Raw genomic sequence first — 12,886 nt, forward strand, 5'->3', positions numbered from 1 at the left:
GGCACTCCCCGGATAAGACAGGAAGATATGCTATCAGCTGAGTATTATCTTAAATCGTTGCCGGCCGGCCACTCACATGACCCCGCCACCATGACAACAGATCAAGGATGGATATGACTGACACGTGCCCCGGTAATGAAATGCCTCCTCCCCACGATACCCGCCATTTTGACGACTCTGTCCGGTTCATTATGGCACTGAGCACGGCCATCGACAAGTATGGCGGCCACACTCATGATACGGATAACACCATCCGGCAGATCATCAAAACACTGGGACTCAAAGGGGAGATCCTTGCGGTACCCAATACAATAATCATCGCCCTCTGGCAGGATGACCTGCACCACCAGACTATCCACATTGCAACAACCCGGGGAACGAGCTATGATATGACCCGGTTCGGTATGGTGCGGGACCTGATCGTTGACGTGGAAGCCGGCCGGATCAGTCCTGCCGACGGAGTCGTGCGACTGAAGGAGATCGAACATGCGCCTTCCCTCTACGGCAATTACGCGAAGGCGGCTGCGTTCTTCCTCGCCGGGGTGGGCTTCGGGGTGATCCTGGGCATCTCCTGGCTGGATGTATTTTTCGGGGGAGTCCTGGGCCTCGCGGCATTTGGCGTTGAGCTCCTGGCCTCCCGGAGCGGCCTCGTTGTAAACAACACCCCGGAACTGTTCATCTCCCTGATCGTCGCCCTCCTTGCCGGTATCACCGGGGTAGTGCTGCCCGGCATACACCCGCTGGCCGTGACGGTCTGCGCACTCACCATCTATATTCCGGGGTTTGCCCTCACCATCGCACCGCGGGAGATCCTTCTCGGCGATTCGCTCTCCGGCATCATGTACTTCACGAATGCCCTCTTTGTTTCCGTGAAACTCCTGCTCGGGACCTTTCTTGGCCTCGGCATCGCCCTGTATCTCTTTCCCGTTGCGGTTACGGAACCCCTTACGGGAGTGGATCCCCTCTTTGTCTGGGTGTTTATTCCCTTCCTGCTCATCAGTAACAGTATCCTGTTCGGCGTTTCATGGGACAGACTCTGGCTGGTCATCGTATGCGGCCTCGTTGTCTGGGCGGGAGTGACACTGGGAAACACGGTTGGTTTCTGGCAGGGCACCTTCCTCGGGGCGATCATCCTCGCCCTCTATACCCGGATCGCTGCCCGCCGGTTCAACCTGCCCCTCGCTACGGTCCTACTCCCCGTAGTCCTCATACTGGTCCCCGGCTATACGTTCATCCAGGTGTTGTATCTGTTCAATGCCGGCCAGATGGTTGCCGGCATCAGCGCCGGTTTCCAGATGGTTGCCCTCATCTTTGCCATCATCTGCGGGATATTTATCGGCGACATCCTGGGATCATGGAAGGGGCTGAAACGGGAGCAATCCTGATGCAACGATCCTTAAACGTTTCAGAACAGCAACATAATGAGAATTAGACCAGACCCCTACAATGGCAAAGGAGGACAATATATGACACTACCACCAGAAACCCCAGAATCACGGTCTCAGCCTGTCATGACAAAGAACCCTGTCGGGCATGAGATCCGGAGCGATGCCTGATGCCGGTTACCCTCATCCATGCAGGAACATTCTGGGATGGCCTGTCCAATGCCCCGCTTGGTTCCCGTGACATCCTGGTAAAAGATGGGATAATCCAACAGATTGCAGAAAAAATCCCGATACCTGCCGATGCAGCGGTCATCGATCTCTCCGACCGTATGGTCATGCCCGGCCTCATCGACTGTCACGTCCATATCACCCTGCGGCCGGAGATGATGGGGAGTCTCTGGAGTCATTCTGCAGGATACAAAGCACTCCTCGGTGCCCAGGCACTTAAGGCCCACCTGATGAACGGGTTCACCACGGTACGGGACTGCGGGGATATGGATTTCCACGGGTATACCGTCAGGGATGTAAAGAGGGCTGTTGAGCAGGGTCTCATCCCCGGCTCGCGGCTGATCAATTCCGGCCACATGCTCTCTGCCCGGAGCGGCCACATGGATGCCACCGGGATGCTCTCTCCCGACTGTAAGGGCTGGCAGAACAATCTCGCCGATGGTCCCGAGGAGATCCGAAGAGTAGTCCGGGAAGAGATCACGTGGGGTGCCGAATGGATCAAGTTCGCCGCATCCGGCGGTTTTGCATCCCCGGCAGACAATCCCGTTGATGTTGGGTATACCAAGGAAGAGATGGAGAGCCTGGTCGCCACTGCCACCCAATACCACCGGCCGGTTTCAGCCCATCTTCACGGCGATGAAGCGGTCCGGATGGCGGTCCTTGCAGGTGTACGGTCGGTTGAGCACGGGGCCATGGCCTCCAAAAAGACCCTCCAGCTGATCGAGGAGAAGGGAGTCTTCCTCGTCCCGACCCAGTATGCGGGTGTGAGGTCAGCCCGGTTTGCGGACAGCGAGGAATACTGGGAATCGATAGGAAACAATCCGTACGAGAAGATGAAGATGCGGATGTACAAGGATGTCCTTATCGCGAATGCCAAAAATCTCGCAGAAAGCAAAATAAAGATCGCCTTTGGGACCGATATGGGCATTCTCTCCTACAGCGTCAATGGCGCACTTGAGTTTGGCGAGATGGTGGAAAACGGCATCTCACCCCTGCGGGCGCTCCGAGCCGCAACGAGTGTTGCTGCAGAGATGCTGATGCACCCGGAACTTGGGACCCTCGCACCCGGGAAGGCTGCGGATATCATTGCCGTCCGGGGCAACCCGTTCAAAGATATCACGGTGATGGAGAAGGTCAGCTTCGTGATGAAGGCCGGTACGGTCTATAAACAGGCATAACCCTCTTTTTCAGATACGGTACGGGAGAGACAATCTCCCCGATTTTTCGAAAAAAATGGAATTATTGTTTCCAGAAAAAGGCACTCATAATCAATGAGAGAATACCTGCGATAATGAAGAAGATGCCGAGTATCAGTATAATGAATGTAGATCCTGCACCCGGGTTGAAGAACAGGTACATACCGATCAGGAAACTGATCACGCCAACAAGGCCGGTCAGGATCCGGTGTCTCTCCCACGTTACGGAGATCGCATAGGCGATCGAGAGCAACCCGTTGATAACAAGCCAGAGTGCAATCAGGTAGCCAATTGCGATGGTCGGGATGTAGGGAGTGAGGATTGCAAGAAGGCCGATCACGATGCTGATCAGGCCTGAACCAAAGAGCACCATCTTTGGCGTTCCGCTCTCTGCAGAAAGACCGATTCCTGCGGTTAAAATCCCGAATACGATGAGGATGATTCCAATAACCAGTAATAAGATCCCAAAAACTGTAGAGGGTGCGATTACTGCAACCAGCCCGAACAGGAGGATAATGATGCTGAGGATCCCTGCCAGAATTCTATCGGTGTCCATAATGATAGGAGATCATAGGTGACAGATGATAAAATTTCTTATTGTGGGGAGACTTTGGGGCTCTTACGGATTTCATACGCGTCTTCCCCAGAACCGGGTATGATCTGCCAGTCTTTTTACTGGAGTATTTTAGTGCACAAAAATGGGGATCCGTATTGAATCTCTGATTGCAGAGAGCATATAATTTTCAAGCAGACCCTGCGTGATTTTTTTGGGGCAGACTCTGGTTGAAAATGTGCCCCCGCGATCTCATCTTCGTCGTGAACGTGGAATATGGACTACTGAAGATCTGTTTACCTTTTGGCAACCAGACCTTGATTTGTGGTATCCCGAATTAATTTTACATATATAACCAGTTCTGTGCATATTACAGGATCCTCTCTGGAGGTAAACGGTACCAGAAAGCGTTGCAAGGTTCATCGAAGTCAAGACTCATATGAGGTTTGATGAAATTGTGCCAGTGAACAATAGCATCAATGGAACCGGACTTTTTGATTCTTCGTTAAACCTCCCCAAAGAACCGTTCGATTTTACCGTTCATCTGAGGATGTTTTACACCCGCGAGGATGTGAATCCCATAGGTTTCCTCGATCTTCATCTCCAGATAGGTAGGTCCAACATTGTTGGCTCGATGGCTTTCGAGAATCAACGCTTCGGTTCTTTCATCAATTGGTTGGGGTTTTCTTCCGGTTTTCCTGCGGGTAGGATATTTTCCGGACTTTTTGAACTGGGAAATGAGTTGATACACTCTTTGACGGGTAACTCTAAAATCACGAGCAATCTCCCCTTTGGCTGGATCATACCCCCCCATGATCATTTTCGGGTAGCCTGAAAATGACTTGATCCGTCGGAGACCTGCAAAATATCCCTCCAAAAAACGTGTGCAATAATGCGTACATCCCATTTTTGAGGAGGGGGGTGTCCGGCATACCCCCCTCCCCTTTGCGTTTCAAATCGTGCAGACCCCCCCACCCGCTCAATAAAATTCGCGGGAGACCTCCCTCCACTCAGCGAATAAATTCTGATTCTCTGACGTGAGTTCATGGATGTTGGGATATTGCATGAGCCATGGAGGGGGGTATCGGGTATACCCCCCTCTTGCATTTGGGGGGACAGCAGTCCGGGACTCAGCGAACGAGCGGTTCGCGGCCACCCTCCGGTGCCACGATGCCAATGGCGAGATCTCCTTCGTGAACTTCTGCCGGGAGCAGGTGACCCTCACCTCGTTCTCGGACGAGAGGATCCGGAACAGGGTCGAGACGTGGGCGGATACAGTTGCGGTGTTGGGATAAGCGGATCTTATAGCCAAAAGGTGTCGCACGAAGAACAAACGGGGCAGGAATTTCCCTGCCCCACCGTTTATTTAGTCACAGGTTGACAGAGGGGATGGAGATTACCGATTTCCTCGTACTTGGGGTGGGAAACTCTATAGTACCTAGAGAGTTGGATCAGGTGAGGAATTCGTTTGATTCGGTTTATGTCATCGAGAAATATTCGTTGGTTTTTAGTGATTTGATATTTAACGATATACTAATCTAGATGAAAAAGAACAATTCTTCGAATTCATTGAGGTATCATGTTACAGATTATTTCCGGGAAATTTTTTAACACGGATGAACTGTCAAAATCAGACGGATATAATGTCTTATTTTCTAACTATTCCTGGATTTCTGAGATTAACACTTGTATAACGACGTTAATTCCATTTTACGAGAAAAATCATGATTTTGCTTATGTTGTCAAATATTTGAATCAAATTGAGAAGGATCCTGTTCTTGTCCGAACAGGAGATGAAGAAATTGTACAAGAGTTTGAGTCCCTATGCATTTTTGGATTGCGAGCACTATTCGACTCAGAAAAAGAAAATATTGAACGGTTTTGTCGACCTTCAAAAGGCGGGATGCAATCCCCACGCCCCTCAAACTACGTACCTCGTTACTTCGATCCACACATACATGGAAGACTTGAGGAGATCGAACAGTTTTCAAAAATTATTAGAAAAGTAATTGGATTACCTCGTAAAAAATTTAATTCGGTTATTAGTTGTACAATCGCATTTTCGAATTCATTGAAAATTCTTGATTATAATTTTGATCTTTCCTATTCCATGTTGATTTATTGTCTGGAATCTTTAAGCCAAAAAGGTGACAATTATCAGCCAATTTGGGAAGATTATCAAAAATCAGAAGAGATGAATGGAATTCTTTATGGAATCGATCCGGAAATCCATTTAAAAATTCAAAAAACGATATTGAAAGACCAACACTTAAAGCTTCAAAAAAGGTTTACAAATTTTGTACTCAGTAATATTACTGATTCCTTTTTTATTGAAGAATCCCGTGATGTAAAACATCCTATCCGTCGCTCGGAAATCGAAAAAGCCCTAATAAACGCCTATTCGATGAGATCGTCTTTTGCACATGAACTCAAGCCTATCCTTCTACATTTGAAACATCCCACAATCGCAGAAGGTGATGTTTACCATCACGACAATTCGCCATATTTTACCTATTCGGGTTTAATTCGATTAACGCACCATGTGATTAATAACTACATTTCTGAACAAGAGTATCTCGAAAGTGAAAATTTTGATTACCGTAGCGAGTTGCCCGGTATTTTAATCATGAAAATGGCCCCTGAATATTGGATATGGCGAACGGAAGGTTTTCAGAAATTTGAAGTGAGTGGTAGATTATCCGGTTTTTTCTCCCAATATATCAATTCAATCTACAATCAAAAGCCAATGACAAATTGTTCAGATCTCATGGAATTGTATGAAACTATGATCTCACAAGCCGAGATGAGAAATAGGATTCCGATGGTAATACACTATTGTTTGTACAATCTCCGTCTTCCCGAAGATAAACGAACCAAGTTATTTGCACAACTATGTAAACAACGAGAAATTCTCGATTGTCTAAAAATATGTAAAATTGAGAATCTTATCTTCACAATACTAACAGGGCAAGAATGGCCATGGAATATTGACGATTGTGTAAGTGAATATCGAAGATATCAAAAGAAAAAATATGAAAACAGCTCGTTAGTTCTGCCACAATTATTAGAAATATTATTGTTAGTGAAAATCGCTAATAATTTCTTCAGTCAGGCTCATTATCAACAATATTATGAATGGATTAATTTCGCATTTCTGGAATCAACGGGGTATCCGACCCTTCAAAATTTTTTCACATCTCGGTTCGCAGACGGTGAATTGATTGATTTTAATTCTGTGTTGCAACTTGTCCTCAAGACAAAAACTTAGTAAATTAATGAATGTTTCAATCAATATGGCCTTAAATCGTTAGGGAAATTTGATAGTGTACACGAAATACTGTAAAAAGTGAAGATGCCCCATCCCAAGCGACCCGGTGCCGGGCACCCACCGGATTTCGTGCATGTATAACATTATAATGCACGATTTTATCTATTTCCGTGCACTATAATGTTTCAGGAACATCGAATGGCAGTAACCGATGCACTGATCACCCAGCGACGCGAGATCGAGAGCAGGCTTAAGGAGCGGTATATAGAACGGGATGCCGCGATCAGCGAGAGGTCGGGCGACCTGATACGGGTAATTTCAGGACCACGAAGAGCCGGGAAATCGTTCTTTGCCATGCATCAGCTGCCGGAGGATGGCAGGTTCGGGTACGTGAACTTCGATGACGAACGGCTTGCGGCACGGGAAGGTGACGAGATCATCGCGGCAGTAAAGGATGTGTTCGGTTCACCGAAAGTTCTCTTCCTCGACGAGATCCAGAACCTGCCGGGCTGGGAACTCTTCGTCAACCGGCTCCAGCGGGAGGGGTATCGCCTCATTCTCACCGGCAGCAACTCCCAGCTCCTCAGCTCCGAACTTGCCACGCACCTGACCGGAAGATACCTCCAGACCACGCTCTTCCCCTTCTCGTTCCGGGAAGTCCTGCGCACGCGTGGCACACGTGTAACCGCCACAGAGAAACAGGCCATGCTTGCTCGGTACGCGAAGACCGGAGGATTCCCCGAAGTGATCCTGAAAGATCTTGAGGGGAAGGAATACCTCTCAACCCTTTTCGATGCGGTCGTGTACAAGGATATCGTGAAAAGGTATCACATCCGTTCAGTCCCTGCTATCGAAAATCTGGCACTGTACCTTATCTCCAATGTTGCAAGCGAATATTCCTACTCCACGCTCGCGAAGGTAACCGGCAGCCGGAGTGTCCACACCGTCAAGAAATACTTAGGTTATCTTGAACAGACCTTCCTCTTCTTCTCCATCCCGAGATTCTCATTCAAGGTAAAAGAGCAGATCACGGCAAACCGGAAGATCTATTGTATCGATAACGGATTCATCCAGGCAAAAGCCGCAGCCTTTTCAGAGAATCGCGGGCGGCTCTATGAAAACCTTGTCGCTATTGCCCTGAAACGGCATGAGATGAACGGCTTGCTTTCATGCTATACCTGGAAAAATGCCCAGCAGGAAGAAGTGGATTTTGTAATCCGGAGGCAAAACCAGGTATCAGAGCTTATCCAGGTATGCACATATATCGGATCCCAAACGACAAAGGAACGGGAAGTCAGGGCTCTTCTCAAAGCAGGACGGGAGCTCCAGTGCGACCGGCTCCGTATCCTTACCGAATCAGAGGATCGGGTGGTTGAGGAAGAGTGGTTTGGCATCAAGGGGACTGTCATCTACGAACCCATCGGGAAATGGCTGGAGAGAGACGGGCTGGAAGATTAATAGGGACTTTTCATATAATCCACCATTCTCAATCATCCCGGAAAAAGGGTGTTTCCTCTACAAGCGCTGATCTTTCTTTCCCTTCCCAATCTTTTTCTTCCCGGTCCCGAACAACTCGTTCACCACCTTGACAGCACACAAATCCCCGCACACCGGGCAGGTCTCTTTCTCGCCGTCCCGCTCGTGGATCTCCCGGGCATGGTCGCTGTAGAGTGCGAGACTGAACGGTTCGTCCGTAAATTCCGCTTTACCCGGCCAAACGTTGATTATTCCTCCCGCCCATCCACACTAAGGAAGAAATGGCGCCACCGGTACTGCTTCTGGAGAATACCGAGCTCGACGAGATTATCCGCCGTATCGTTGACGCTGCCAACCCTGAACAGGTTCTCCTCTTCGGCTCTGCTGCACGCGGCACGGCAGGTCCTGAAAGTGACCTTGATTTCCTCATCGTGAAAGCTGGCAGGTATAACCCGAGAACCGTTGCAGGGGCGATTTACCTGAAGATGCGGGGCATCGCACGGGCGATCGATCTGGTCGTGGTCACCCCCCACCAGGTTGAACAGTACCGGAATTCCCCGTTCAGTGTCGTATACCCGGCACTGAAAGAGGGACGGGTAGTCTATGAAAGGAAAAACACGCTCACCTGATAACCCGGACGAATGGCTCCGCAGGGCTGAAAGTTCTCTTGCACTTGCCGGTGCAAAAACGCCGGGGGTACTCTATGAGGATCTCTGCTACCAGGCCCAGCAGGCCGCAGAAAAAGCGCTCAAAGCGGTGTTTGTCGCCAGAAAGATCCCCTATCCGTACACCCACGATATCAACGCCCTCCTCTCCACGCTTGGAAAGCAGGGCATCCCCGTTCCCGAAGACCTGTGGGACGCAGTCACCCTTACCTCGTATGCATCCGATACGCGATACCCGGGCTTCGAACAACCGGTAGAAGGAGTACGATCTGGCTGTTGTACGGGCTCAGGCAGTCATCCGCTGGGCAGCAGAACAGGTCAGATAATACGTGAAACATCTGGAAGAACCATGAAAGATCCAGACCTCCGTATCGCGAACCGGCATATCGCCATGCCGGAAGAGATCATCCGGGCATTCTGTAAAAAGTGGAATATCCACAGATTTTCCTTTTACGGCTCCATCATGCGGGACGATTTTCGTCCCGACAGTGATATCGATGTGATGATCGAATTCTCTCCCGATGACAGAACCTCGTTGTTCGACATGAACACCATGCAGGCAGAACTCGAAGAACTCTTCTCCCGAAAAGTGGATATCGCGGATCGCCGATCCGTGGAGCAGAGCGAGAACTATATCAGAAGAAAAGGGATGCTCTCCGGCAAACCCCCTGTCCTCCGCCAGATGTCGTACCTTCTCGATATGCTCATAGCTGCCCGGAACATCCGGAAGATCACCGGTAACTCTTCACCAGAATCAATCGACAAGGACGAGATGGCATTTCACGCAATATCCCATGGCTGCTGGGAGCTTGCCGTCTCCGCACAGAGAGTTGATGCACCAACCCGCCTGAGATACCCCGATCTCCCCTGGGATCTTCTTGTGAGGACATATGAGACCTTCGAAACAGACTTTTGCAGACCCGATAAGGATATGGTAAAGGAGATCGCATGGCAGGTCGTACCCCGGATTATCCCAATCCTCGATGCGATAATTCCTCCGGAAGATTCGATCTGATCCATTATCGGCACCATTCCCGTCCGTCCGGATCGTGTGTTTTCGTGTATTTGTAACATTATAATGCACGATTTTATCTATTTCCGTGCAGTAGAGAGAAAAAAAAGTTCGAAATACAAAAATGGGGGCTATAATCAGGGACGCGGCGAATCCTTCGGTTTATCCTTCTTCGTTCCCGCGTTCTTCTTCCCGGTCCCGAACAGCTCGTTCACCATCTTCACAGCGCACAGGTCCCCGCACATCGAGCAGGTCTCCGTTGCACCATCCCGCTCGTGGATCTCCCGGGCATGGTCGCCGTAAAGTGCGAGTCTGAACTGTTCGTCCCAGTCCAGTTCGTGCCGGGCTTCCGCCATCTGCACCTCGCGCTCCATCCGGAACCCTTCGGGCCTGCGGACGGTATCGCCGACATGCGCCGCGATCTTCGCGATCCGGGTGCCTTCGATGATGTCCGCGACATCCGGCAGGGCAAGGTGCTCGCTGGGCGAGACCATGCAGAGGAAGTCGGCACCGTTCTGGCAGGCCGCAGCCCCGCCGATCGCCGCGACAACGTGGTCGTAGCCGGGCGCAATGTCGGTGACGATGGGCCCAAGCAGGTAGAGCGGGGCGTGGCTGGTGATCTCCTTGATCATCTTCACGTTGTAGCCCACCTGGTCGAGGGGCATGTGGCCCGGGCCCTCGATCATCCGCTGGACGCCGGCAGCCTGTGCCTTCTTGGCAAGCAGGCCAAGAGTATTGTACTCCACCGATTTTGCCAGTTTCTCCGCGTCCTGCAGGCAGCCGGGCCGCATCCCGTCGCCGAGGCTGACCGTGACATCGTACTCTTTGAGGATCTCCAGCAGGTAATCGTACTCGGCATAGAGCGGGTTCTCCTCTTCCCGCTGCATCATCATCGCGCAGTGGAATGACCCGCCCCGGCTCACCACGCCCATGAGGCGCGGATCGGCTTTGAGGGCTTCGAGCGCCTGCCGGTTCACCCCGCAGTGGAGGGTCAGGAAGTCCACGCCCTGCTGGCAGTGCTCCCGGATCACCTTGAAGAGCAGGTCGGGCGTGACATCGACCGCATTGCCCGCCCTGCGCACTGCCTCGTACACCGGGACGGTGCCGACCGTTGTATCCAGTTTGAGGATCTTCTTCCGGATCGCGACCAGGTCCCCGCCGGTCGAGAGGTCCATGAGGGCATCGGCGCCATTGTCGAGCGCTGCCTGCGCCTTCTTCATCTCAAGGGCCGGGTCGCAGCGGGAGCCCGAGGTCCCGATATTGATATTGATCTTGACCGTGCAGCCTTCGCCGATTGCACATGCCCGGTGCTTCCGGCCCGGGTTCTTCGGGATCACGATCCGTCCGTCAACAATACCCCGGGCAAGCCGTACCGGTTCCATTCCTTCCGCCCGTGCAACTGCCTCCAGTTCTTTCGGGAGTCCTTTCCTGCACCTGCGGATGAGCGAGTCCATAAGAAACATCTGTTTTGAGTCCTTATTATTGTGCATGCAGGTCGAGTGGCTGTACAGTGGCGATCCGTGGGCAAATGCCTATGTTGTGGGAAACATCCTGGTGGACGCGGGGGTCATGCCCATGGAGGTGGCTCCCTACAAGGAGCAGATCGAGACGATTGTCCTGACGCACTGCCATTTCGACCATACCGCAAGGGTAAAGGAGATAGCCCACATGTGCAAGGCAAAGGTCGCCATCCACACGGTGGATGCACTCGGCCTCCTTGAGGATATAAAGTCCCTTTCCATGAACTTTGGCTCCCGTTCGCCGGGCATTCTCCCCGACATCAAGCTCAGGGACGGGGATACGATTGGCGACTTCGTTGTCATCCACACCCCGGGGCACACGCCGGGCTGTATCTGCCTGTACTCGGAGAAGGACCGGGTGCTCATCTCCGGCGACACGGTCTTTGCGGACGGGTACTTCGGGCGCTATGATTTCCCCGGCGGGAGCAGGACCGATCTCGGGCGTTCGCTCGAACGGCTCTCGGTGCTGGATGTTGAAGGGCTCTATGCCGGCCACGGGGAGCCCACGGAAGAGAACGGCAGCCGGTGCATTGCAGCGGCACTCGGGCTGATGAAGAGCGGGTATGGATAAGGGCATCTATTGTCTTGTTTTTTGGAATCCGGCCTGTACAATAAAGGTCGGGGCGCTCGGGCCGGTCACGTTCCGTGAGGGCTGGCATATCTATGTCGGTTCGGCACTCGGGAGCGGGGGCCTTGCCCGGCTCGGTCGCCATGTCAGCCTCTCCCGGGCAAAGGACAGGACGCCGAAATGGCATGTCGATTACCTGTCCACCTCCCCCCGGTGTTCGCTCCTGTATACCGTCCACGCGGTTACCGAAGAGCGGCTCGAATGCCGGCTCGCAGGGGCACTCGGGGACCCGTCCGTTCCCTCCTTCGGGTGCAGCGACTGCCGGTGTAATTCTCACCTGTTCTGGCGGGAGATCGACCCGCACCGGGAGATCACCGAAGCCTTCCGCAGTCTCGGGCTCGATCCGGTCACCACAACTATCATGAGCCCGTAGTGCTGTATGGGTAATATATGAGGGAAATGAGGGTTCTGGGCATATCGGGGAGCATGCGCAAGAAGGGGAACACGGCGGAACTGGTAGGGACCATCCTCGGGCGCTGCGAAGAGGGGGGCGTGAAGACGGAGTTTGTCTCGCTTGCGGGCAGGAAGATCCTGCACTGCCTTGGCTGCGAGAAGTGCAGGGAGACCAAGAAGTGCGTGATCGAGAACGATGACTGGGACGAGGTGATCCAGAAGGTGATGAAATGCGATGTCCTTGTCATCGGGTCGCCGACCTACTATTACGATGTCGGCGGGCAGGTCAAGAACTTCATCGACCGCACCTATTCGCTGTACCACGACCGCCAGCTCGCGGGAAAGAAAGGGGTTGCTGTTGCCGTCCATGCCAACAAGGGGGCGAGCCGGACGATCCAGACGCTCGAAGGCTTCCTCTCCACCCACGAGTTCGCCTCGCTCGGGTCGGTGAAGGGCACGGGATACCACGAGGGTGATGTGCTGAAGGACGAAGAATCCATGAAAAAAGCGCAGAAGATCGGGGACAAGATTGTCCGCCTCCTAAAACCCCACCACGATTAGG

At 52.1% G+C, this 12,886-nt stretch carries 12 protein-coding genes and 1 pseudogene; 10 read left to right on the forward strand and 3 right to left on the reverse strand.

What is annotated here, in order from left to right:
- The first annotated feature begins 140 nt into the window (after positions 1-140).
- On the forward strand, positions 141-1,385 hold the full coding sequence (locus LUQ43_RS04265; protein ID WP_299964241.1) for a threonine/serine exporter family protein: 1,245 nt from the start codon (positions 141-143) through the stop codon (positions 1,383-1,385).
- Positions 1,386-1,555: 170 nt separating this feature from the next.
- A complete protein-coding gene (locus LUQ43_RS04270; RefSeq protein ID WP_299964244.1) occupies positions 1,556-2,791 on the forward strand; it encodes an amidohydrolase family protein in 1,236 nt (411 codons plus the stop codon).
- A gap of 61 nt (positions 2,792-2,852) precedes the next feature.
- On the opposite strand, the gene LUQ43_RS04275 is transcribed toward LUQ43_RS04270, so the two are convergent.
- Together LUQ43_RS04275 and LUQ43_RS04280 are read right to left on the reverse strand one after the other, a co-directional pair.
- The gene (locus tag LUQ43_RS04275; RefSeq protein ID WP_299964247.1) at positions 2,853-3,365 is read right to left on the reverse strand and encodes a DUF308 domain-containing protein; all 513 of its coding nucleotides are present in this window, start codon (positions 3,363-3,365) and stop codon (positions 2,853-2,855) included.
- 367 nt (positions 3,366-3,732) lie between these two features.
- Positions 3,733-4,182: pseudogene (locus tag LUQ43_RS04280) on the reverse strand (hypothetical protein).
- A gap of 244 nt (positions 4,183-4,426) precedes the next feature.
- Between LUQ43_RS04280 and LUQ43_RS04285 the strand changes: the two are divergent.
- From LUQ43_RS04285 to LUQ43_RS04305, 5 genes are all read left to right on the forward strand, one after another.
- Entirely contained in the window at positions 4,427-4,657 is a 231-nt protein-coding gene (locus tag LUQ43_RS04285; RefSeq protein WP_299964250.1) for a hypothetical protein, read from the forward strand.
- Positions 4,658-4,941: 284 nt separating this feature from the next.
- Positions 4,942-6,630, forward strand: coding sequence for a hypothetical protein (locus LUQ43_RS04290; RefSeq protein ID WP_299964253.1), 1,689 nt, complete (start codon positions 4,942-4,944; stop codon positions 6,628-6,630).
- 198 nt (positions 6,631-6,828) lie between these two features.
- Positions 6,829-8,088, forward strand: a complete 1,260-nt coding sequence (locus tag LUQ43_RS04295; RefSeq protein WP_299964255.1) for an ATP-binding protein — start codon at positions 6,829-6,831, stop codon at positions 8,086-8,088.
- Positions 8,089-8,387: 299 nt separating this feature from the next.
- Entirely contained in the window at positions 8,388-8,735 is a 348-nt protein-coding gene (locus LUQ43_RS04300; protein WP_299964260.1) for a nucleotidyltransferase domain-containing protein, read from the forward strand.
- On the forward strand, positions 8,710-9,786 hold the full coding sequence (locus LUQ43_RS04305; RefSeq protein WP_299964262.1) for a HEPN domain-containing protein: 1,077 nt from the start codon (positions 8,710-8,712) through the stop codon (positions 9,784-9,786). Before LUQ43_RS04300 ends, LUQ43_RS04305 begins: the two co-directional genes overlap by 26 nt.
- A 134-nt stretch (positions 9,787-9,920) precedes the next feature.
- Here the strand turns inward: LUQ43_RS04305 and thiC are convergent, their stop codons facing one another.
- Positions 9,921-11,246, reverse strand: coding sequence for a phosphomethylpyrimidine synthase ThiC (gene thiC, locus LUQ43_RS04310; protein WP_299964264.1), 1,326 nt, complete (start codon positions 11,244-11,246; stop codon positions 9,921-9,923).
- 25 nt (positions 11,247-11,271) lie between these two features.
- Between thiC and LUQ43_RS04315 the strand changes: the two genes are divergently transcribed.
- From LUQ43_RS04315 to LUQ43_RS04325, 3 genes are read left to right on the forward strand one after another with little or no spacing between them, the layout of a single operon-like run.
- Positions 11,272-11,874: an MBL fold metallo-hydrolase gene (locus tag LUQ43_RS04315; RefSeq protein ID WP_299964266.1), complete on the forward strand. Its 603-nt coding sequence runs from the start codon at positions 11,272-11,274 to the stop codon at positions 11,872-11,874.
- Positions 11,867-12,304 (forward strand): GIY-YIG nuclease family protein, encoded by a 438-nt coding sequence (locus tag LUQ43_RS04320; RefSeq protein WP_299964268.1) that lies wholly within the window; start codon positions 11,867-11,869, stop codon positions 12,302-12,304. Before LUQ43_RS04315 ends, LUQ43_RS04320 begins: the two co-directional genes overlap by 8 nt.
- Positions 12,305-12,330: 26 nt before the next feature.
- On the forward strand, positions 12,331-12,885 hold the full coding sequence (locus tag LUQ43_RS04325) for a flavodoxin family protein (RefSeq protein ID WP_299964566.1): 555 nt from the start codon (positions 12,331-12,333) through the stop codon (positions 12,883-12,885).
- Position 12,886: the final 1 nt, after the last annotated feature.

Origin of the sequence: Methanoregula sp. (assembly GCF_028679125.1) — an archaeon.
Classification (GTDB): Archaea; Halobacteriota; Methanomicrobia; order Methanomicrobiales; family Methanospirillaceae; genus Methanoregula.